Origin of the sequence: Paracoccus alkanivorans, assembly GCF_003697785.1 — a bacterium.
Lineage (GTDB): Bacteria > Pseudomonadota > Alphaproteobacteria > Rhodobacterales > Rhodobacteraceae > Paracoccus > Paracoccus alkanivorans.
Genome location: NZ_QOKZ01000006.1, coordinates 32,824 through 53,143, shown reverse-complemented (window position 1 = coordinate 53,143; position 20,320 = coordinate 32,824). Strand labels below are relative to the sequence as shown.

The window sequence follows — 20,320 nt, the reverse complement described above, 5'->3', positions numbered from 1 at the left end:
CCGCCCGATGGGCAATGTGCTGTTCTATCACCTGACCCGCTCGCCGGCCGAGCATCTCTTGCCGGTGCTGATCGGCAAGTCGCTGGCGGCGGGCTGGCGGGTGGAACTGCGCGGAACCGATCCGGACCGGATGGACTGGCTGGACCGGCAGCTTTGGCAGGGCGACGGTTTCCTGCCGCACGGGCTGGCGGGCGGTCCGCATGATGTGCGCCAGCCCGTGCTTCTGACCGTGGCGGGGCAGGCGGCGGCGAATGATCCGGCCTGCCTGATGGCGCTGGACGGGGCAGAGATCGCGGGCGACGAATGCGGCGGGCTGGAGCGCGCCTGCGTGATCTTCGACGGCGGCGATGGCGCTGCGGTCGCGCATGCCCGCGACCAGTGGAAGGCGCTGACCGGCGCGGGCGTGACGGCCGAATACTGGTCCGAGGAATCGGGGCGGTGGGAGCGCAAGCGTTAGGCAGGGGCCGGTTTTCGAGGGCGGCGGTTCATTGCGTCCCGCGATGGCCGGGGGCTGCCTGCCCCCGTTGCCGGCAGGTCTCTCGAACCAGTGGCGCGACCTGCCGGCAATCCCCGGGGATATTTGCATGAAGAAGAGGGGTGTTAGGCTCGGGTCATTTCCGGCCCTTGGGAATAATTCTGCGGCCTTACCGCAGGTTGGGCGGCCCGGCTGTCCTGCCGTGCAAATCCTCGACCCCCATTCGCAACCCGCGCCCGATCCGGTGGGCCAATGCCGACCACGCGGCGGCGGAACCGGGCGGCAGGATACGGTGAAGGGTCTGGTCGAACAGCGCCAGCCAGAGGGAAAAATGTTCGGCCCGCACATCACCCGCTGCAAGATGCACCTGCATCGGGTTGCCGTCATAGCCCGGCCGGTAAAGGATCGCCTTCTTCCAGAAACGGCTGACCCTGGCCTCATGCGCAGGCCAGTCGATGACATGGCGGGCAAAGACCGGGCCCAGGATCTCGTGACGGCGGATATCGGCGTAGAAGGCCCGGACGACCTGCTCTACCTGCTGCTCGGTCAGGTCGAAGCGCGGAGGGATCATGGGCCCGTCCCGGTCGGCGCGGCGATGGTCAGGGGATGACCTCTTTCGCGAGCGGGGGCCAGCCCGACTATGGCGATGTCCAGTCTCATGGCGCATTGGTGGCCCGCGATGCGGCCGGGTGCAAGGGTGCGGATTGACGCGGATCGCTCTTGGCTGCTATCGGAGCGCTCCCGGTCGCAGCCCACCCGGTCAAAACAGGAGCTTGAGATGAGCCATTATACTGACGCGCTGACCCAGCTTGGCGCCAATACCGAATTGCCGCGAAACCCCGATGAAGCGGTGCTGGAGCGGGTGCCGAACCCGCAGCCGGGCGAAGCCTATGCGGTGCGCTTCACGCAACCCGAGTTCACCAGTCTCTGCCCGATTACAGGTCAGCCCGACTTCGCGTATCTGGTGATCGACTATGTGCCGGGTGACTGGCTGGTCGAATCGAAATCGCTGAAACTCTACCTGGGCAGTTTCCGCAATCACGGCGCCTTTCACGAGGACTGCATCGTGGGCATCGGCAAACGTCTGGCCGAGACGCTGGCGCCGCAATGGCTGCGGATCGGCGGCTATTGGTATCCCCGTGGCGGCATGCCGATCGACGTGTTCTGGCAGACCGGGGCTGCGCCCGCCGGGCTGTGGCTGCCCGATCAGGGGGTGCCGGGTTATCGCGGGCGCGGCTGAGCGTGTTGCGGGTGTCGGGCAAGGCCAGCGTCGGCAGGATCGCCGTCCGGCGCGGGACAATCCGGGTGCGCCGGGGTTATATTGCCCATGAAAGCAGGAAAACCATCGAAGCATGAGCGTCATGTCCACCAAATCCGCCTTTGACCCGAACCCGCCGCGCCGCAATTTCTATGGGCGGCGTCATGGAAAGACCCTGCGCCAGAGCCAGAAGGGATATCTGAGCGAGGATCTGGGCGAGTTGCGCCCGCGCGGGATTTCCGTTCAGGAGAACCCCGAGCGCCACCCCATCGATCCTGCGGCGATTTTCGGAGATGACCGTCCGGTCTGGATGGAGGTCGGCTTTGGCGGGGGCGAGCATATGGTGCATATGGCCGCGACCTATCCCGATATCGGGATCATCGGTTGCGAACCCTTCATCAATGGCGTGGCCATGCTGCTGGGCAAGATTCGCGCGGCGGGGGTCGGCAATGTCTCGGTTCATCCGGGCGACGCACGCGACCTGATGGACGTGCTTCTCGACGCCAGTATCGACCGGGCCTTCCTGATGTATCCCGATCCCTGGCCAAAGGCCCGCCATCATCGCCGCCGCTTCGTCACGCCCGAACATCTGTTGCCGCTCGCGCGGGTGATGCGTCCGGGAGGCGAGTTCCGCGTGGCAACCGACATTCCCGATTATGTCCGCCAGACGCTCGAAGAGGTGCCATTGGCCGGATTCGACCTGATCCGCGAAACGGCAGAGCCGTGGGAGGATTGGATCAGCACCCGTTACGAGCAAAAGGCGCTGCGCGAAGGCCGGACGCCGCATTACGTGACATTCCGCAGGCAAGCGGGCTGAGCCGGGTCCGGGGACTCCGGAGCGCCATTCCATCCGGACAAACAGTTTGCCATCTGGTTAACTATTATGTATGGTTTACCACATGGAAAGCTATTGCATGCCGCTCGATGACGCGTTTCACGCCCTGTCGGATCCGACGAGAAGAGCGGTCGTCAACCGCCTGATCGCCGGCCCCGCACCGGTCAAGGAACTGGCCGAGCCTTTCGACATGGGACTCCCGGCATTCCTGAAGCATCTGCGGGTGCTTGAGAGCAGCGGGCTGATCGCAACCGAAAAGAGCGGCCGTGTCCGCATCTGCCGGGTGAGGATCGAGGCGTTGGAACAGGCCGAGTCATGGCTTTCCGAGCAGCGCAGGCTTTGGCAGGCGCGAACGGACCGGCTTGTGGATTATGTCGAAACGCGGATGACAAGGGATGATGAAAATGACGGCTGAAGATGCTGAATTGAGGATTTCACGCTTTATAGATGCTTCGCCAGCCACTGTCTGGAAAGCGTGGAGCAAGGCCGAACATCTTGAGAAATGGTGGATTCCCGCCCCCATCGAATGCAAGGTGATCAAGCTCGACCTGCGTCCGGGCGGAGGTTTCGAAACCCGGATGCGAGAGGGCGGCGGCGATTTCAAGCCGCATGTCGAGGGATGTTTCCTGGATATACTGCCCGAGAAACGCCTGGTTTTCACGACTTCCCTTGCCGAAGGCTGGCGGCCGACGGAGCCGTGGCTGTCGCTGACGGCGATCATCGGCTTTGAGGCGGAGGGGCAGGGAACATGTTATTCTGCCCGCGTCCTGCACAAGAATCCTGCCGACAGCCGCAAGCATGAAGAGCTGGGCTTTCACGAGGGCTGGGGCACCACGATCGATCAGCTTGCAGGTTACGTCGAAAGACTGAAGTGAACCACGGCGCAGGCAGGTAATGCTGCAAGGCATGAAAGCCTGCCAATGGGGGTGAGCCGTCAGCCGGGGCTGTTTCCCGGAGCGGATGGGGACGTGGCCTGGCTGTGACATTCGAAGGAATAGGCGGGCCATGCCGCGTCTTCGGATTGCCGAAGCTCCTGCGTCCGGCAGGTCATGTCGGGGCGCTTTTCCTCGATCCAGCGGACGAACTGATAGCCCTCTGCCGGAACGACGATGCCGCCGACCGAGGGCTGATCCTCCACCAGCGCGATGGCGCGCCAATGCACGCGGTAGGTCGGCGTGGTGGGAACCTCGCCGCGAAGTTCGTAATAAAGTGTCGCCATACGCACCCCGTAGGACATGGCGATGATCGGGTTTTCCACCGGCGATTGTCTGACCAGTTCCTCGACGGCGGAACGCACCCCGGCGAAAGCCGGCTCGCGCTCGCTCAGGATCATGGCGGTTTGCCCGGCACGCACTAGGCCTGCCACCAGCGCCGCGGCTGTCAGAACCGTGAAGGCCAGCTTGCGGTCGCGAAGCCACCAGCCGATCGTGGCCACTGATGCCACCAGGAACGGCCCCAGCACCGGAAGATGAAACGCCTGGATATCGTAAGCGCCATACCAGAGCGCGAAAGGGACGAAGGAAAGGCCCGTCCCATAGATCACCGCGAGCCCGCGCCAGGCGATATCGCGCCGCGTCCATCCGGCGAAAAACAGCAGCACCCCCACAATGACCAGAGGCAGCGAAAGCCCGGGATAAGCAGAACGGAACGTCGTCAAGAGCGCCTCTAGCGTCAGCGTCGACTGCATTCCGGAGCCGTAGAGATCGCTGAAATAGGTGCCGAGAATATAATGGATCAACTCCATCACCGTCGCTGGCGGCAGCGGCATATATTCCGAATAGGCGGTATCCGGGCTGTATGCGATATAGGCCAGGTAGAGATACTGGCTCGCTCCAAGCAGGATGAAGCCCAGCACGATCGCCACGGGCCGCCACCGCAGAACGATCCGGTAATGGATCAGGGTGACGATCAGGAACATCGGCACCAGCATGATCATCATCAGGTGATTGCCGAAGGACAGGGAATAGACTGCGCAGGCGGCAAGGAAGAAATTCAGGCGGCGGGTCTGCACGAACAGGATCAGCAGGAAACTGGTGCCGAGGATGAAGGCGAGGGTCAGTGCATAGACCTCGGCCTCGGTGGCCTGAACCGCCATCAGGCTGGCGCTGGCCAGCCATATCGCTCCGGCCAGCCCGAATGCGATGCTCTGGGTCAGGCGCTCGACGATCAGGAAGGCGAAGGTGATCGCGATGGAGCCCGGGATGGCGGAAAGCGCGAAAGTCATCGCCCACCAGTCCGGCACCGGCAGGGACAGGAAACGAACCACTGTTCCAAGCATCAGGACCAGCGGATAGCCGGGACCATGCACAAGGATCGAGGTATGTCCGAGAACCTGGAACTTGGCGGAATCGCCGCTGTTCAAAACACCGCCCAGGCCGGGATACAGCAGGCTGCCGAAGAATGTGAGCGCGGCGGCGAATACGCATAGCGCGGTGATGGCTACCCGGTGCAGGCAAAACCAATCCGCGATCACGTCACGTCCCGGAGCGTCGGGAAGCGGGTGCCTGAACGGAGGATTCTCGCCTTTTGTGGTCATGTCTTTTTCCTTGCCCGACCGCCTCGTGCGGTTCTCGCGCCGAGGGCGCATATCGTTGCTTCGTGGCGGCATTCGTCGGAAGTGAACTAGAGACGCCGCGAGCAGCGGTCGGGCCGCTCCAGGAAGGTGCAGTTTTCCGAGGCGGGTGCCGCTTCGGCGCGCGGTCCGATCCGGGGGATGCCCGGGGCTATGCCCGGATGCTTGACCGAACCGCCCACGCCAAAGGGAAGTTCCACGATCGGGTCGTCCCGGCGGGATTCCTTTTCGTCATCCCCGGAAAACAGCGAGGCGGTTCCCACGGCCACCATCAGGCCGCCATCGAGCCCCAGCTTGCCTGCAAGCTCGATCTCGAAATTCTCGCCCGCCATATGCACCTGTTCGGTCCGCGCCGTGCCGCCCTCGGCGACAAGGGCCGCGTTCAGTTCGGTGAAATGCGTGCGGCCGGGCACCGGAACGAAGGGGGCCTCGCCCTTGGCGATGATCTCGTTGCCATCCCTGAGGCGGTCGAGGGTCGCGACGATATTCGCACCATCGATGCTGCCGTCCCGCACCTGTATCCGCCCATGGCCTTCGAGTCCTTGCCAGAGCGCGGCGGGGGTTTCCCCGCGAGCCGAAACCCGGAACTCGGCCGATGCGGTTCCGCGCGGGGGGCTGTCGATCCCGATCGGATGGCGGCTGCGATGGATCGACCAGAATGCCTGGCCGAGTTCGGTCACCGACAGATCCGTGATTCTTGCATCCAGATCCACGGCCAGCCCGCGGTCATCCGCCTCGATATTACCCTCCCCGGCAATCGAGCCATTGGCCAGCGTGGCCCGGCGCAGGTCGAAATCCACGCGGTTTTCCCGTGTTTCGAGGTCAAGCGCGGCATCGGTCACGCTGAATTGCCCGAGGCGAAGTTCGTCGGCTTCAAGCGACAAGGCGGTGTCGCCCGCCTCCATGCAGGCCGACTTGACCGACATGATCGCGCCAAGGTCGTGATCTTCCGATTGATAGGCCCGGCCCAGGGTGACGAGATCCAGCGTCTCGAACGCCACCGAGCCCTCGATCCGGGATCGGCCTTTCGACTGCGTGACGGAAATCTCTCCCGCGGCCTCGCCACCGTTAAAGCTGAAATCCGCGTCTGAAAGCGAAACCCGCCTGCCGTCTACCCGCAGCATGCCCTCGATGTCGATAGGGCCGATGGGCTGGCGGGATGCAAGGGGAAGCAGGCAGGACGACCAGGCGGATGTTCCGTCACCGGTATCGGACGTCTCGGCCTGTTGCGTCGAAAGCGACAGGCTGATCGGGCTGCCCTTGTCCGACAGCGCGGCGGATGGTTCGGTAAGCGCGGCGTTGAGATCAAGCTCCACGCCACGCCATTCGGCCGTTCCACCCAGGCTGATGGATTGTGCTGTCTTTGACCAGGCGGCCGACAGATCGGCGTTGCGAACCTTCTCGACATCCCCTGTCCGGGGATTTTCAAAACTCAGGCTGGCATCACGAAGTTCGAACGCACCCAGTTCGGCGCTCAGTTCCTCTGCCAGCGCCATGACTTGCAGAAGGTCATGCGCGGCGGTTCCGGACGGCGCTTTGCCGTCACCCTGTTTCGAGCTGACGATCCGGATCTCGGGTTCGATCATGGTCAGCCGCTCCACTTCCACCTGCCCGATGAGCAGGGGGAGGACCTTCAGCGACACCTCGAGCTCCGGGACCGTGACCGACGAAGCAGAGCCGGGTTCGCCGTTTTCGGTTACCGTGACATCCCGCGCGATGATCCGGGGTATCGGAAAACTCGTCACCTCGGGGTCGTCCTGAAACGTGACCGAGACGCCAAGCCGTTCGCTTACGCTTTCGACCAGTTCGTTTCCGGCCCGGCGCATCGAGAAATTGCCGGACATGACGGCAAGCGCCTGACTCGCAACGATCCCGGTCACCGCAACGGCGGTGACGGCGAGAACAAGGGTGGTTTTCTGTTTCATGGCATTCGCTGAACCGTCAGAGAGCGTAGTGAATTTAACATGAACCGATATTTTCGGGCGGTACAGAAGCTCATCTCATGAGCAGCATAGTTGTTCCATAGCAATTGGCTCTCATACCCGTGTTCGGCGGAATCTTGCGGGTGAATCCGGATTTGGGGAACCTGTGAATGGACTGTCCCGTTTCCAACTGCAACCATCCGCCGGCCATCTCGTCCGGTATGCCGCACTGCAGCGGCGACCGCTCGGCGGGTCCGGCGAGTCGGACAAGGCAGGAAAGGAACATTCGTGCGTCTTAGCACTTTGTCATTCATAATCGGCGGCCTGCTGGTCTATCTGGCGCTGGCCTATTGGGTCGATCTCGATGAGGTCGTGGCCTCGGCGCGGCAGTTGGACATGGCGACCTGGATACTGGTTCTGGCCCTGTCACTGGTCAATTACGTGCTGCGTTTCGGGCGCTGGCACATTTATCTGAGGGATCTCGGGCATTCGGTTCCATTGATACGGCATCTCGCGATCTATGTGGCGGGTTTCGCGCTGACCGCGACCCCCGGCAAGGTCGGCGAGGGAGTCAGGGCCATCCTGCTGCGGCCTTTCGGCGCAAGAATCGAACGGTCGCTGTCGATCCTTATGGCCGAACGGCTTCTTGACCTGATGGCGATCAGCCTGCTGGCGATCCTGCTGCTTCTGGCGCCGATGCCCGAGGCACGCTGGCTGCCCCTGATCGGCGGAGGCATCACCCTGCTGCTTCTGGCTGCCATGCATCCCGTAGCCCTGACCTGGCTGGAGCGGTTCTCGCAAACCCTGCCGTCAGAGCGCCTGCGCTCTCTTGGCGCCCGCTTGCCGGGCTTTCGGCGTGACCTGACCACGCTGATCCGCGGAAGACTGCTGGCCGGAGGACTGGCGATAGGCCTGATCGCCTGGCTGGCAGAGGGGATAGGGCTTTACCTGGTGACCGACGCGCTCGGGCTTCAGATCGGTCTGGGCGCCGCGATCGGTATCTATGCGACCGCGATGCTGGCCGGTGCGCTGACATTCCTGCCCGGCGGCCTTGGCAGCGCCGACGCCACCATGACCGCCCTGCTAATATTCGCGGGGGCGCCGATGCCTGCCGCGGTGGCGGTTACCATTCTCGTACGTCTCGCGACCCTCTGGTTCGCCATCGCATTGGGCGGTGCGGCCTGGCTGGGGCTTGCGGCGTGGCCCCGGCCCGTGCCGGTGGCTGATCTCGAAAGCGAGCAAGGATGAATTCATGACCAAGCTGGAGACGATATCGCCCAATTCCGGCGATGCGGATTCGACGCAGTCCCTGGACGGGACACCACCTCTCGTCGTCGATCTTGACGGCACGCTGATCAAGGGTGATCTGCTGATCGAGGGGGTGATCGCGCTGCTCAAGCGCTCGCTGTTCTATCTTCTGCTTTTGCCGGTATGGGCGCTTGGCGGGCGTGCCGCGCTGAAGGCAAAGGTCGCCGAGCATGCCGAGATCGAGATACCGACATTGGGATTCAACCGCCCCTTCATGGCCTGGCTGCAATCCGAGAAGGCCCGGGGCAGGCAGCTTTATCTTGCCAGCGGCAGTCACGAGACCTGGGTGCGGGAAGTCGCCGATGAAACGGGGCTTTTCGACGAGGTTTTCGCCAGCGACGGCATCCATAACCGGACCGGTCTGGAAAAACTGTCGGTATTGCATGAGCGTTTCGGCCCCAAGGGCTTTGACTATGCCGGCAATGCCAGCGTGGACTATCCGATCTGGCAGGCGGCGCGTCACGCAATCGTGGTGAATGCCTCTGCACGCGTCACGCGTTGGGCACAGGACAACGCGTCGGTCGAGCATGTCTTTCCGCGCTCCGAGGCCGGACCGAGAACCTATCTTCGGGCAATGCGCATTCACCAGTGGCTGAAGAATCTGTTGCTGTTCGCACCGCTGATCGCGGCGTTCCAGACCGCCGACATGCTGGCCTTTGGCCAGATCGTGATGGGCTTTCTGGCATTCGGGCTTTGCGCTTCAAGCGTCTATCTGCTCAACGATATCATCGACGTGGCGGATGACCGCCTGCATCCGCGCAAATGCAAACGGCCATTCGCCTCGGGTGAACTCAGCATCCAGACCGGGTTGAAGCTGGTCCCCATCCTGCTTGCGGGAAGCATCCTGTTGACGCTGTTCCTGCCATGGCAATTCGCGCTCACGCTGGCGGCTTATTACGCGATGACGCTCGCCTACAGCTTCAAGATCAAGCAGATCCCGGGGCTGGACGTGCAGACGCTGGCACTGCTTTACACCACGCGGGTGGTTGCGGGCGGCGCGGCGGCAGGGATCACCCTGTCGTTCTGGCTGCTGTCATTCGCGTTCTTCCTGTTTCTCAGCCTCGCCTTCGTGAAGCGTTGCGCCGAGCTGGCGGTAATGCGCAACCAGAACAAGGAGAGCAGCCGGGGCCGCGGCTATCTGGTCAGCGACCTGCCATTGCTTGACAGCATGGGCACCGGTGCGGGCTATATCTCGGCTTTCGTTCTTGGCCTTTATATCAACAGCCGGGATGTCGGCCTCGTTTACGATCATCCGCAAATCCTGTGGGCGCTGGTTCCCATCGTGCTGTTCTGGATCACCCGGGTCTGGCTTTTGACGCATCGCGGAGAGATGCATGACGATCCCGTGGTTTTTGCCGCCCGCGACAGGATCAGCCTTGCGCTCGCGGCACTGTCCTGCGTCGTCATGGTGGTGGCCGCATGACCGAAGGAACAAGGCAGTATCGCTCCTGGGGGCGGCCCGATGCGGCGTTGTCCAGGGCCTTTCGTCCGCGATGGCGGGATTTCGAGCTTCCCGGCGATGAGGGACGGGTTTTGCCCTTTGGTAATGGCCGGAGCTATGGCGACAGTTGCCTGAATCCCGGCGGCAGCGTCATCGACATGAGGGGGCTGGACCGGTTCATTTCCTTCGATACCGAGACGGGCGTGCTCGCCTGCGAGGCGGGCGTGCTGCTGGACGAGATCCTGAGGGTGATCGTGCCGCGCGGCTGGTTCCTGCCGGTCACGCCCGGCACCCGTTTCGTTACCCTGGGCGGAGCGATCGCCAATGACGTGCATGGCAAGAACCATCACCTTGCCGGCAGCTTCGGCCACCATCTGCGCCGCTTCGAGCTTTTGCGTTCGGACGGGACACGGCGGATATGTTCTGCGGACGAGAATGCCGACTGGTTCGCCGCGACGATCGGCGGGCTGGGGTTGACCGGGTTGATCACCTGGGCCGAGATCGCGCTGAAGCCCGTTCACGGACCGGCAATCGAGACCGAGGTGGAGCAGTTCACCGATCTCGACAGGTTCCTGGAACTCAGCGATGCCGCGCATGACGATTTCGAGTATACGGCGGCCTGGATCGACAGCACCCGGCCCGATCCCGGCGACATGCGGGGCCTGTTCTTTCGCGGCAACCATGCGCCTGCGGGAACTCCGGCTCCGGCGGCGCCCCGCCCGCTGCCCGGGCCGCCCTTTACTCCGCCATTCTCGATGGTTCCGTCGCTGGTGGTCCGCCCGTTCAATTTTCTCACCTATGCCAAACCGCGCGCGCCACGCGGGATCGCGCATTACGAGCCGTTCTTCTATCCGCTCGACCGGGTGGCGAACTGGAACCGGCTGTTCGGGCGCCGGGGCTTTTTCCAGCATCAGAGCGTGGTTCCCCGCGCCGTCGCGCGCGAGGCGGTCGGAGCGCTTATCGGCAAGGTGGCCGGAACGAACAGTGGCTCGACCCTGTCGGTGCTGAAGGTCTTTGGAGACGCCACGCCGCGTGGCCTGCTGTCCTTCCCCCGGCCGGGAGTGACGCTTGCCCTCGATATTCCCGATCGCGGGGCGCGCAGCCTTGAACTGATGGCCGATCTCGACCGCGTGGTAATGGAGGCGGGCGGGGCGATCTATCCGGCCAAGGACGCGCGGATGGATCCGGCAGTCTTCCGGCAGGGATTTCCGCGCTGGCAGGAATTCGAAACCTATCGCGACCCGGGGTTCTCATCGGGATTCTGGCGGCGCGTGATGGAGGAAAATCTATGACGAATGTGTTGATCGTGGGCGCCGCTTCGGCGATTGCCGAGGCCACGGCCCGGCTGTTTGCAGAAGAGGGGTGCCGGCTTTTCCTGGTGGGCCGGCGGGCGGAGCGGCTGGCCGTCCTGTGCGACGATCTCAAGAGCCGCGGGGCCGAGCAAACCGCCAGCCATGAACTGGACATGAATGATTTCGAAGGGCACGAGGCGATGCTGGCTGCGGCCGAGAACTCCATCGGTCCGATAGACATCGCCTATATCGCCCACGGAACCTTGCCCGATCAAAAGGCCTGCCAGGATGACGTTGACCTGACCTTGCAGGAATTCCGCACCAACGCGCTCAGCACGATCGCGCTGCTCACCCGTCTGGCCAATGATTTCGAACGGCGCCGGACCGGGACCATCGCGGTCATCACTTCGGTGGCCGGCGACCGGGGACGCGAGAGCAATTACGTCTACGGCGCCGCCAAGGCGGCCGTGGACAGTTACCTGGAAGGGATGCGGCAGCGCCTTCACAAATCCGGCGTGCGGGTGGTGACGATCAAGCCCGGCTTCGTGGACACGCCGATGACGGCGGCCTTCGACAAGGGGTTGCTCTGGGCCAAGCCCGACGCGGTCGCACAGCGCATCCATCGCGCCATCACCAAGGGCGGCGACGTGATCTATGTGCCGGCTTTCTGGCGGCTGATCATGCTGGTGATCCGCTCGATCCCGCGGCGGATCTTCAAGGCGATCAAGTTGTGACTCCGCTTGCTCCCCCACGCCCGCGCGGGCTTGGGGGCGAGGGGGCCGCGATCCTTGTCCTGGGCTGCCTGATCGCTCTGGCCGCCATTTTGCGATTCTGGAATATAGGCGGCCAGAGCCTGTGGCTTGACGAACTCTGGACGGCGGCGCAATCCGATCCCGGCTTGGCATTCGGGCAATGGCTGGAGGAATGGATACTCGGGGATGTGCACCCGCCGCTATACATATACCTGATGCGGCAATGGCAGCAGTTTTTCGGCGCGGGAGAGATCAGCCTGCGCCTGCCAAGCGTGCTTTTTAGCCTCGGGTTCATCGGGACGGCGGCGTTGATCCCCGGCTGGACATCCTCGCCTTTCCGCCGCTGGCTGCTTGCCGGATGGTTCGCCTGCACGCCTGCCGCCGTCATCTATGCGCAGGAGGCCCGGGTCTACGCCCTGCTTCTGATGCTGAGCGCGGCTGCGGTGCTGCTTTCCGTGGCGATCGCCCGCCGGATAGAGGCGGGGCAGCCTATCCTGCGGCCATGCCTCGCGCTGAGCGCCGTGATCCTCGTGGCGGAATACAGCCATTATTTCGGCGCCCTGGTCGGGTTTGGATGTTTCGCGGCGCTGACCGGATTCGCGGTGATCAGGGATCGGTCGCGGCTTGGGACGATACTCGTTTCGGGATCGATGGCGCTGTTGCTCTTCCTGCCATGGCTGATCTTTCATGCCGCGCATATCACGGACCAGCTCAGCGGCAGTTTCTGGATCACCAATAACTGGGAGCGGAGCCTTTCCCAAGCGGCAAGGCTGGCCGTAGGGTTGCCGCTTCTTTGTGCCGTGATGGCGGCTGCGATCATGTTGGCCTTTGCTGCCCGGCCCGGGCGGCTCTGCCGGGCGGATGGGTTCGTGCCGGTGGTCGCGCTGGCATTGATGCTTGGCGGGGCCCTGCTGATCTCTTTGCATACACCGGTAATCACCGACCGCAATCTCCTGATCCTGCTGCCGCCGTTCTTCCTGCTTGCGGTGACGCTGATCGACCGGCTGCGGATGGTATTGCCGGGCGGGCTGCGCTTTCTTGCGGTCGTGGTGGGGATCGCGGTGCCGGTGATCGGGCTTGGCGCCTCGGCCCAACGGCTCTCTGCCGAGGTCAAGGATCAGTGGCGCGAGGCGGCGGCGCAGGTCACCGGATTGCCGGGCTGCGGGCAGGCGATCCTGCCGGTCTATCGCTGGCCCGAGGAGTTCTATGCCTATTACCTGCCACCCGCGGACCGTCCGCATCTGAACAGCGTCACGCTGGAACAGGGGGCTTTCGGGCTGGCGACGGCATGGATGCCGCTGGTTTCGATCGGAACATGCCCGTTGCTGATATGGGCAGGGCATGTGGGGGGCGATGCGCTGACCGGTGAAGTGGCGCAGGCGCTCGGGATCCCGCGGGACCGGATCGTCGTGGCGCGAACCAAGGGCCATATGCTGCTGCTGGACCACCGGGATCTGGAGCGTGCTTCCGGCTCATGACCCTTCTGAATCCGTTCGGCCGCAAATGTATCCGCGTTGTGATTTCGTGCCAATACAAGCCTTAGGCGGCGCCTGCATCCTGCGATGGCCGGGGGCGCTGCCCGTCGCCGGTAGGTCTCTCGAACCGGTGGCGCATCATCCGGCGGCTCCCGGGGATATTTGCATTAGGAAAAAGGGGGGCGAGGTGGATTCGAATAAGCGCAAACCGCGCTAGAAGCTGCGCCGCGCCCGCAGGGCCGCGCTGATGGTGCCGTCATCGAGATAGTCCAGTTCGCCGCCGATGGGCACGCCCTGCGCGAGGCCGGTGATCGAGACATCGCTATCCGCCAGCGCGTCGGCGATGTAATGGGCGGTGGTCTGGCCTTCCACGGTTGCGTTGAGGGCGAGAATGACCTCGCGGACGCCCTCTTTCCCGATGCGGTCGATCAGGGCCGGGATGCCCAGATCCTCGGGGCCGATCTCGTCCAGCGCCGAAAGCGTGCCGCCAAGCACATGGTAGCGGCCGCGAAAGGCGCGGCCGCGTTCAAGCGCCCAGAGATCGGCGACATCCTCGACCACGCAGATCTCGCCATTGGCGCGGGCCGGATCGGTGCAGATCGCGCATTGCTCGCGGTCGGTGATATTGCCGCAGGTCAGGCATTCGCGCGAATTCCGGGCGACATTGTCCATAAGCTGGGCAAGCTGGGTCATCTGCCCGTTGCGCTTGCGGATCAGGTGCAGCACGATACGCCGGGCCGAGCGGGGGCCGAGGCCGGGCAACCGGGCCATCAGGGCGATCAGCGCCTGGATGTCGTCGCTGCCCTCGGCCATCGCGTCAGAACGGCAGTTTCATGTCAGTGGGCAGGCCGAGTTCCTGGGTGATGCGGGACATCTCGGACTGCATCCTGTCCTGCGCCTTGCGCTGCGCGTCCTTGATGGCGGCGAGGATCAGGTCCTCGACCACCTCCTTCTCGCTTGGCTGGAAGATCGACGGGTCGATATCCAGCGCCGTCAACTCTCCCTTGGCGGTGGCGGTGGCCTTGACCAGCCCGGCGCCGGATTCGCCGGTGACGGTGATCTTGTCCATATCCGCCTGCATCTGCTGCATGCGGTCCTGCATGTCCTTGGCGGCCTTCATCATCTTCGACATGTCGCCAATGCCGCCCAATCCCTTGAACATTCCCTAATCCTCATCCTCGAACGGATCCCATTCCTCGACTTCGGCAACGGGACCCTGTGTCATGTCATGCGGGTTCGCCGCGCCCTCGGCGGCGGTCTCGTCGGTCTGTAGCGGTTCCGGCGCGATCCGGGAGACGTTTTTCAGCTCCGCCCCCGGGAAGGTGGCCAGCACCTGCTGCACGATGGGCAGTTGCAGGGCCCGTTCGCGCGCCGCCTTCATATCGGCCTCGCGGGTCTCGGCGATAGTGGGGGCGCCGCCGCCATTCGAGACGGTCACCACCCAACGCTGCCCGCCGCACCAGCCGCGCAGCCGTTCGGCCAGCCGCTGCGCCAGGTCGGCGGGCGGGTTGGCGCGGGGTTCGAACTCGATCCGGCCGGGGCTGTAGCGGACCAGCGCGACATGGCGCTCGACCTGCACCAGCAAAAGCATGTCGCCCATGCGCCGGATCAGCTCCATGACCGAGGCGAAATCGGGATAGGCCGCGAAAGCGTCGGGCAAGACGGCCAGCGCCGTGGCCGCGCCCGAGGGTTGCACGGTGCCGGATTGCATCGCGACCGGCGGCGCGGGGCGGGCGGCGCGCGGGGCCTGCCCGTTCGGGGCGGCGGGCGCGGCGGGTCCGCGCGTGAAATCGCCCGCCGCCTGCGCCTGCTGCACCTTGCGGATCAGCGCCTCGGGGTCGGGCAGGTCGGCGACATGGGTCAGCCGGATCACAGCCATTTCCGCCGCCATCATCGCGTTGGGCGCGGCCGAGACCTCTTCCAGCGCCTTGAGCAGCATCTGCCACATCCGGGTCAGCACCCGCATTGCCAGACGTCCGGCCAGATCCTGCCCGCGCCTGCGTTCGTCGGGCGAGATGGTGGGGTCTTCCATCGCCTCGGGCGTGATCTTGACCACCGAGATCCAATGCGTGATCTCGGCCAGGTCGCGCAGCACCGCCATCGGATCGGCGCCATCGGCATATTGCGATTGCAGTTCGGTCAGGGCGCTGGTGGCGTCGCCGCGCAGGATCATCTCGAACAGGTCGATCACCCGGCCCCGATCGGCCAGCCCCAGCATGGCCCGGATCTGCTCGGCTCCGGTTTCGCCGGCGCCATGGCTGATCGCCTGATCCAGCAGGCTGGTCGCGTCGCGGGCCGAGCCCTCGGCGGCGCGGGTGATCAGGGCCAGCGCCTCATCGGTGATCTGCGCCCCCTCCGCGTCGGCGATGCGGCGCAGGAGCGCGATCATCACCTCGGGCTCGATCCGGCGCAAATCAAAGCGCTGGCAGCGCGACAGGACTGTGACGGGGACCTTGCGGATCTCGGTCGTGGCGAAGATGAACTTCACATGCGGAGGCGGTTCCTCCAGCGTCTTGAGCAGCGCGTTGAAGGCGCTGGTCGAGAGCATGTGCACCTCGTCGATGATATAGATCTTGTAGCGGGCCGAGGCTGCCCGGTAATGCACCGATTCGATGATCTCGCGGATATCGCCGACACCGGTGCGCGAGGCCGCGTCCATTTCCAGCACATCGACATGGCGGCCCTCGCTGATCGCCACGCAATGCTCGCATTGTCCGCAGGGCTCGGTCGTGGGGCCGCCCTGGCCATCGGGACCGACGCAGTTCATGCCCTTGGAGATGATCCGCGCGGTGGTGGTTTTCCCGGTGCCGCGGATGCCGGTCATGATGAAGGCCTGCGCGATCCGGTCGGCGGCGAAGGCGTTCTTCAGCGTGCGCACCATCGCATCCTGCCCGACAAGATCGGCGAATGTCTCGGGCCGGTATTTGCGGGCCAGCACCTGATATGCGGGTTTGTCTTCGCTCATCCTCACCTCGGCGGTCCTGCCACTCTAGCCTTGGGGTCGGGCGGCGGCAACCGGGCAGGGGCCGGATGTTCGCGCCGCAGCTTTGCCAGGAACACATCTGTCTCGGCCAGGGTCCGCAATATATAAATGGCCTTTGTCCCCGGGGCCGTATCGACGAAAGCCTCGATATTGGACCTGCCGGATTTGCGGGTATTCCAGATCCAGCGGTAGAACTCCCATGAAAACTGTTCCGGGCAGCCCGTGGGCAAGTCCGGGCGCGTCCTTCCCCAATATCGAAACGACCTGAGCATTACGCGCCGGATTCTCAGGGTGAACGGTATATCCAGCCATATGAGGCTGTCGCATCGGTCCAGCCGCTCGGGCCAGGTCACGGAATGGCCGCCCTCGAAGATCCAGCGATCCCGGGCATGAACTTCCGCGCAAAGACGGGTTTTTTCCGATCTCGATCTTTCCTTCCAGCCTGATTCCCAATGTATATGGTCGATGTGAACAACCGGAAGTCCGGTGATTTCACCCATTGCCAGCGCGAGTGTCGATTTTCCCGCTCCGGGTTGACCCAGGATCATCACGCGCTGCATTTGCCGAGGCTCTCTTGTTTCGATGGCGGCAACCGGGGTCACATCGCCAGAATACGGATACCGGTAAAGATCGCGGCGGACAGGATCGCGGCGGCGGGAACGGTGACGATCCATGCGGCCACGATGGTCAGCACATGCGAACGGCGCACCAGCTTGCGGCGGCGGCGCTCCTCGGGGCCGATGCGGGGGCGGTCGGGGATGGCCATATGGGCGCGGCGCAAACGGCGCTCGGAATCCCATTCGCGGAAGAAGCCGACGCCGAAAACCGCGCCGACCGCGATATGGGTGGAACTGACCGGCAGGCCAAGCCAGCTTGCGACAATGACCGTGATCGCCGCCGACAGCGCCACGCAATAGGCGCGCATCGGGTTCAGCTTGGTGATCTGGCTGCCGACCATGCGGATCAGCTTTGGCCCGAACAGGAACAGCCCGAAGGAGATCCCGAAGGCGCCGATCAGCATCACCCAGAAGGGGATGGTGACGGCCTCGGCAAAGCTGCCGGTCTGCGAGGCCGCGACGATTGCGGCCAGCGGGCCGACCGCGTTTGCAACGTCATTCGCGCCATGGGCAAAGCTGAGCAGCGCGGCGGAGACGACGAGCGGAATGCCGAACAGCACCTTGAGCGACTTGTTGCGGTTCTCCAGTCCTTGTGACTGATGGCGGATGACCGGGATCATCGTCAGCCATGTCGCCACGCCCAGCACCAGCCCGATGAGCAATGCCAGCCCCATCGAGACCGAGATCACGTGCTTGAGCCCCTTGAGCGCGAGATAGGCGGCAAAGGCCCCTGCCATGATCCCCACCAGCACCGGCACCCAGATCCGTGCGGCGGCGATCTTGTCGTCGCGGTAGATGATCCGCGCCTTGATGAACCACAGGAACCCTGCGGCGCAGAGACCGCCAAGCGCGGGCGAGATCACCCAGCTTGCGGCGATGGCACCCATCGTGCCCCAACTGACAGCGCCAAGTCCTGCTGCCGTGATGCCCGCGCCCATGACACCGCCGACGACCGAATGGGTGGTCGAGACCGGCGCGCCGATCCAGGTCGCCAGGTTGACCCAGAGAGCCGAGGATAACAGCGCCGCCATCATTGCCCAGATGAACACAGCGCTGTCGGCCATGCTCGCGGGCGCGATGATCCCCTTGGAGATGGTCGAGACGACGTCGCCTCCGGCGATCAGTGCCCCGGCGCTTTCGAAGATGGCCGCTATGGCGATGGCGCCACCCATGGTCAGGGCATTGGCACCCACCGCCGGGCCCATGTTGTTGGCGACGTCATTGGCGCCGATATTCAGCGCCATATAGGCGCCGAATCCCGCCGCCATGGTGACGATGAGCGCATTGTTGCCCTGTCCCAGAAACAGCGACGCGGCCAGGCCGGCCAGCACGATGAAGACAAGCGCGATACCGGGACCGACCAGCGGTCGGCCGGTATAGGCCGCAGCCCGTTCGAGATTCGAGAACCTGCCGAGATCGCGGTCGAGCGTCTCGAGATGGCGCGCTTCGAAATCCTTGTCGGACATGTTGCCCCCATGTTTCGGCAGGGGTTGCCTAGGCGGGAATTGCAGGCAGATCAAGCACCGATAAGTTGAACTCCGCGAAGGCCGCGGCAGCCGGAATCCCTGCGAAAAGGGATTTTACGGAGTAAAAGGTTCAAGTGAGGTGAAAGTGAGAGGCTGGACAACGACCCAAGCGGGACTCGTTACGGCTGCTTCCTTCCGGACCTGACCGGGTTGGCGAGGCGCCTGCCCGCGCCAACCTCTCACCACCTGTCTAAGCATCAACGGCCGATGATGCAACCCTGCCCGGTCATGGGGCTGCGGATGGTCAGACATGTCCATTTACGCGGCATCGGCGGAAAGCAGCCGAGCAAGAACCCGCGATTACGACGGATTATACTAAAACTTGTGATAATGGAGAGGCTCTCAACAGATCAAAAACGGATTATAAACACAATATTGACACATGATGGATGACGGCAATGCTGACGACATGGTTGAACAGTTCGCCGGGGATGGACTATCAGCAGCCGGAGGTGGCACATAGGCTCCTGCATTCCGGTAGACGATCTGGACGGTCCTTTATGAAATTTTCAACACGAATTGATGCGGACATGCCGGCTCCGCAATTGTTTGACAGGGTTAGTGACTTCAATCGGCTCGAACAGTCTCTGATCCAGCGCGGCGCCAGCGTATCGCGGATCGATCCCGCCAAGGAACCCGGCACCGGGATAGGCTGGGACATCGCGTTCGACTGGCGCGGGAAAGAACGGGCACTGCGTTTGGAAGTGCTGCGGTTCGACCGTCCGGAGCGTGTCACCATGTCGGGCGAATCCGAGGCGCTGGAACTGACGATCGATACCACCGTCATCGCGCTGAGCCAGACACGCTCGCGGCTGGTCTACGAAGCCGATATCCGCCCGCGCAACATGCGCGCGCGGCTGATGCTGCAAACGGCCAAGCTGGGCAAGGCGCGGCTGGACCGGCGCTTTGACAAGAGGATCAGGGAACTTGTGGGCGAGTTGGGGGAAATTCCCGTTCCCGGCTCATGATTCCTGTGTTTTCCTCAACGGATCGGCAGGATAGACGCCCAGGATATTCAGCATCGAGGTGAAATAGCGCAGCTCATCCAAGGCGCGCTGGACGCCCGGATCGTCGGGATGTCCCTGGATATCGGCATAGAACTGCGTCGCGGTGAAGACGCCATCGACCATGTAGCTTTCCAGCTTGGTCATGTTGACGCCATTTGTAGCAAATCCCCCCATCGCCTTGTAGAGCGCGGCGGGGATGTTGCGGACCCGGAAAACGAAGCTGGTCAGCATTTCCTCGGCGCGGCGGCTGTGATCGGGTTCGCGCGACATGAGCAGAAAGCGGGTGGTGTTGTTCTGCCGGTCCTCGATTTGATCGGCCAGCCGATCCAGCCCGTAGATTTCACCGGCCAGCGGGGCGGCAAGCGCTGCCAGCGACCGATTGTCGCGGGCGGCCACTTCCTTTGCCGATCCGGCGGTGTCCGCGCCGGTGATCCCGCGAATCCCGTGCTCGCGCAGAAAACCACGGCACTGCCCCAGCAAGACGGTGTGGCTCATCGCCTCGCGGATCTCGGATAGCGGCGTGCCGGGCAGGGCGAGCAGGCTGATATGAACCCGCACGAATGCCTCGTCGATGATATGCAGGCCGGATTCGGGTAGCAAATGATGGATGTCCGCGACCCGGCCATAGGTCGAATTCTCGACCGGGAGCATGGCCAGCTCGGCCTCTCCGGCGCGCACCGCCTCGATCACGTCCTCGAAGGTCCGGCAGGGCAGGGGCTCCATATCAGGGCGGGCCTTGCGGCAGGCCTCGTGGCTGTAGGCGCCGGGTTCGCCCTGGAATGCGATGCGGTTGGTCGTCATGTCGGCGCTCCGATATTCGAATTTTAGCTATTGGCGGGGTAACTATACCTTGATCC

At 63.8% G+C, this 20,320-nt stretch carries 20 protein-coding genes and 1 other RNA gene; 11 read left to right on the top strand and 10 right to left on the bottom strand.

Annotated features, from left to right (window positions below; all coding sequences use genetic code 11):
• The first annotated feature begins 7 nt into the window (after window positions 1-7).
• Entirely contained in the window at window positions 8-457 is a 450-nt protein-coding gene (locus C9E81_RS15235; protein WP_122113222.1) for a DNA polymerase III subunit chi, read from the top strand.
• A 187-nt stretch (window positions 458-644) separates the two neighbouring features.
• Here the strand turns inward: C9E81_RS15235 and C9E81_RS15230 are convergent, their stop codons facing one another.
• The gene (locus tag C9E81_RS15230) at window positions 645-1,046 is read right to left on the bottom strand and encodes a group III truncated hemoglobin (RefSeq protein WP_122113221.1); all 402 of its coding nucleotides are present in this window, start codon (window positions 1,044-1,046) and stop codon (window positions 645-647) included.
• Window positions 1,047-1,253: 207 nt separating this feature from the next.
• Between C9E81_RS15230 and queF the strand changes: the two genes are divergently transcribed.
• The 4 genes from queF (at window position 1,254) to C9E81_RS15210 (ending at window position 3,443) form a co-directional block, all read left to right on the top strand.
• Window positions 1,254-1,715, top strand: coding sequence for a preQ(1) synthase (gene queF, locus C9E81_RS15225; protein ID WP_122113220.1), 462 nt, complete (start codon window positions 1,254-1,256; stop codon window positions 1,713-1,715).
• Window positions 1,716-1,836: 121 nt separating this feature from the next.
• Window positions 1,837-2,550, top strand: a complete 714-nt coding sequence (gene trmB, locus C9E81_RS15220) for a tRNA (guanine(46)-N(7))-methyltransferase TrmB (protein ID WP_208021196.1) — start codon at window positions 1,837-1,839, stop codon at window positions 2,548-2,550.
• 97 nt (window positions 2,551-2,647) lie between these two features.
• Window positions 2,648-2,983 (top strand): ArsR/SmtB family transcription factor, encoded by a 336-nt coding sequence (locus C9E81_RS15215; RefSeq protein ID WP_243698681.1) that lies wholly within the window; start codon window positions 2,648-2,650, stop codon window positions 2,981-2,983.
• On the top strand, window positions 2,973-3,443 hold the full coding sequence (locus tag C9E81_RS15210) for an SRPBCC family protein (protein WP_208021195.1): 471 nt from the start codon (window positions 2,973-2,975) through the stop codon (window positions 3,441-3,443). Before C9E81_RS15215 ends, C9E81_RS15210 begins: the two co-directional genes overlap by 11 nt.
• Window positions 3,444-3,502: 59 nt before the next feature.
• Here C9E81_RS15210 and C9E81_RS15205 read toward each other — a convergent pair whose 3' ends face one another.
• Together C9E81_RS15205 and C9E81_RS15200 are read right to left on the bottom strand one after the other, a co-directional pair.
• On the bottom strand, window positions 3,503-5,104 hold the full coding sequence (locus C9E81_RS15205) for a protein O-mannosyl-transferase family (RefSeq protein ID WP_166461938.1): 1,602 nt from the start codon (window positions 5,102-5,104) through the stop codon (window positions 3,503-3,505).
• Between the two features lie 86 nt (window positions 5,105-5,190).
• On the bottom strand, window positions 5,191-7,065 hold the full coding sequence (locus C9E81_RS15200) for an AsmA family protein (protein ID WP_122113217.1): 1,875 nt from the start codon (window positions 7,063-7,065) through the stop codon (window positions 5,191-5,193).
• A gap of 285 nt (window positions 7,066-7,350) precedes the next feature.
• Between C9E81_RS15200 and C9E81_RS15195 the strand changes: the two genes are divergently transcribed.
• The 5 genes from C9E81_RS15195 to C9E81_RS15175 are packed head-to-tail and all read left to right on the top strand — an operon-like array spanning window position 7,351 to window position 13,333.
• Complete coding sequence (locus tag C9E81_RS15195; RefSeq protein WP_166461937.1) at window positions 7,351-8,310, top strand: lysylphosphatidylglycerol synthase transmembrane domain-containing protein; 960 nt, start codon at window positions 7,351-7,353, stop codon at window positions 8,308-8,310.
• A 4-nt stretch (window positions 8,311-8,314) separates the two neighbouring features.
• Window positions 8,315-9,793 carry a UbiA family prenyltransferase gene (locus tag C9E81_RS15190; protein WP_122113215.1) on the top strand — a complete coding sequence of 493 codons (1,479 nt, stop codon included), beginning with the start codon at window positions 8,315-8,317 and terminating at the stop codon, window positions 9,791-9,793.
• Window positions 9,790-11,103 (top strand): FAD-binding oxidoreductase, encoded by a 1,314-nt coding sequence (locus C9E81_RS15185; protein ID WP_122113214.1) that lies wholly within the window; start codon window positions 9,790-9,792, stop codon window positions 11,101-11,103. The genes C9E81_RS15190 and C9E81_RS15185 overlap by 4 nt, the downstream gene beginning before the upstream one ends.
• Complete coding sequence (locus C9E81_RS15180; protein WP_122113213.1) at window positions 11,100-11,837, top strand: SDR family oxidoreductase; 738 nt, start codon at window positions 11,100-11,102, stop codon at window positions 11,835-11,837. The genes C9E81_RS15185 and C9E81_RS15180 overlap by 4 nt, the downstream gene beginning before the upstream one ends.
• Window positions 11,834-13,333: a glycosyltransferase family 39 protein gene (locus C9E81_RS15175; RefSeq protein WP_122113212.1), complete on the top strand. Its 1,500-nt coding sequence runs from the start codon at window positions 11,834-11,836 to the stop codon at window positions 13,331-13,333. The genes C9E81_RS15180 and C9E81_RS15175 overlap by 4 nt, the downstream gene beginning before the upstream one ends.
• Window positions 13,334-13,543: 210 nt before the next feature.
• On the opposite strand, the gene recR is transcribed toward C9E81_RS15175, so the two are convergent.
• The 6 genes from recR to ffs form a co-directional block, all read right to left on the bottom strand.
• The gene (recR, locus tag C9E81_RS15170) at window positions 13,544-14,143 is read right to left on the bottom strand and encodes a recombination mediator RecR (protein ID WP_122113211.1); all 600 of its coding nucleotides are present in this window, start codon (window positions 14,141-14,143) and stop codon (window positions 13,544-13,546) included.
• Between the two features lie 4 nt (window positions 14,144-14,147).
• Entirely contained in the window at window positions 14,148-14,492 is a 345-nt protein-coding gene (locus tag C9E81_RS15165) for a YbaB/EbfC family nucleoid-associated protein (protein ID WP_122113210.1), read from the bottom strand.
• A 3-nt stretch (window positions 14,493-14,495) separates the two neighbouring features.
• Window positions 14,496-16,295: a DNA polymerase III subunit gamma/tau gene (locus C9E81_RS15160; protein ID WP_122113209.1), complete on the bottom strand. Its 1,800-nt coding sequence runs from the start codon at window positions 16,293-16,295 to the stop codon at window positions 14,496-14,498.
• Window positions 16,296-16,297: 2 nt separating this feature from the next.
• Window positions 16,298-16,873, bottom strand: coding sequence for a P-loop NTPase family protein (locus tag C9E81_RS15155; protein ID WP_243698680.1), 576 nt, complete (start codon window positions 16,871-16,873; stop codon window positions 16,298-16,300).
• A gap of 38 nt (window positions 16,874-16,911) precedes the next feature.
• Window positions 16,912-18,396, bottom strand: a complete 1,485-nt coding sequence (locus C9E81_RS15150) for an inorganic phosphate transporter (RefSeq protein WP_122113208.1) — start codon at window positions 18,394-18,396, stop codon at window positions 16,912-16,914.
• A gap of 143 nt (window positions 18,397-18,539) precedes the next feature.
• Window positions 18,540-18,638, bottom strand: an RNA gene (gene ffs, locus C9E81_RS15145) — signal recognition particle sRNA small type.
• A gap of 348 nt (window positions 18,639-18,986) precedes the next feature.
• Between ffs and C9E81_RS15140 the strand changes: the two genes are divergently transcribed.
• Entirely contained in the window at window positions 18,987-19,424 is a 438-nt protein-coding gene (locus tag C9E81_RS15140; protein ID WP_243698679.1) for a hypothetical protein, read from the top strand.
• Here the strand turns inward: C9E81_RS15140 and C9E81_RS15135 are convergent.
• Window positions 19,419-20,264, bottom strand: coding sequence for a prephenate dehydratase (locus C9E81_RS15135; RefSeq protein WP_122113206.1), 846 nt, complete (start codon window positions 20,262-20,264; stop codon window positions 19,419-19,421). The genes C9E81_RS15140 and C9E81_RS15135 overlap by 6 nt on opposite strands.
• Between the last annotated feature and the right edge of the window lie 56 nt (window positions 20,265-20,320).

What these genes read in the sequence shown, in the direction of transcription:
- C9E81_RS15140 (WP_243698679.1), top strand. Translation starts at nt 18,987, where the DNA reads ATGCCGGCTCCGCAATTGTTTGACAGGGTTAGTGACTTCAATCGGCTC.
- trmB (WP_208021196.1), top strand. Translation starts at nt 1,837, where the DNA reads ATGTCCACCAAATCCGCCTTTGACCCGAACCCGCCGCGCCGCAATTTC.
- C9E81_RS15215 (WP_243698681.1), top strand. Translation starts at nt 2,648, where the DNA reads ATGCCGCTCGATGACGCGTTTCACGCCCTGTCGGATCCGACGAGAAGA.
- C9E81_RS15160 (WP_122113209.1), bottom strand. Translation starts at nt 16,295, where the DNA reads ATGAGCGAAGACAAACCCGCATATCAGGTGCTGGCCCGCAAATACCGG.
- C9E81_RS15235 (WP_122113222.1), top strand. Translation starts at nt 8, where the DNA reads ATGGGCAATGTGCTGTTCTATCACCTGACCCGCTCGCCGGCCGAGCAT.
- C9E81_RS15155 (WP_243698680.1), bottom strand. Translation starts at nt 16,873, where the DNA reads ATGCAGCGCGTGATGATCCTGGGTCAACCCGGAGCGGGAAAATCGACA.
- C9E81_RS15150 (WP_122113208.1), bottom strand. Translation starts at nt 18,396, where the DNA reads ATGTCCGACAAGGATTTCGAAGCGCGCCATCTCGAGACGCTCGACCGC.
- C9E81_RS15165 (WP_122113210.1), bottom strand. Translation starts at nt 14,492, where the DNA reads ATGTTCAAGGGATTGGGCGGCATTGGCGACATGTCGAAGATGATGAAG.
- C9E81_RS15230 (WP_122113221.1), bottom strand. Translation starts at nt 1,046, where the DNA reads ATGATCCCTCCGCGCTTCGACCTGACCGAGCAGCAGGTAGAGCAGGTC.
- recR (WP_122113211.1), bottom strand. Translation starts at nt 14,143, where the DNA reads ATGGCCGAGGGCAGCGACGACATCCAGGCGCTGATCGCCCTGATGGCC.
- C9E81_RS15135 (WP_122113206.1), bottom strand. Translation starts at nt 20,264, where the DNA reads ATGACGACCAACCGCATCGCATTCCAGGGCGAACCCGGCGCCTACAGC.
- C9E81_RS15190 (WP_122113215.1), top strand. Translation starts at nt 8,315, where the DNA reads ATGACCAAGCTGGAGACGATATCGCCCAATTCCGGCGATGCGGATTCG.
- C9E81_RS15185 (WP_122113214.1), top strand. Translation starts at nt 9,790, where the DNA reads ATGACCGAAGGAACAAGGCAGTATCGCTCCTGGGGGCGGCCCGATGCG.
- C9E81_RS15210 (WP_208021195.1), top strand. Translation starts at nt 2,973, where the DNA reads ATGACGGCTGAAGATGCTGAATTGAGGATTTCACGCTTTATAGATGCT.
- C9E81_RS15200 (WP_122113217.1), bottom strand. Translation starts at nt 7,065, where the DNA reads ATGAAACAGAAAACCACCCTTGTTCTCGCCGTCACCGCCGTTGCGGTG.
- C9E81_RS15205 (WP_166461938.1), bottom strand. Translation starts at nt 5,104, where the DNA reads ATGACCACAAAAGGCGAGAATCCTCCGTTCAGGCACCCGCTTCCCGAC.
- C9E81_RS15180 (WP_122113213.1), top strand. Translation starts at nt 11,100, where the DNA reads ATGACGAATGTGTTGATCGTGGGCGCCGCTTCGGCGATTGCCGAGGCC.
- queF (WP_122113220.1), top strand. Translation starts at nt 1,254, where the DNA reads ATGAGCCATTATACTGACGCGCTGACCCAGCTTGGCGCCAATACCGAA.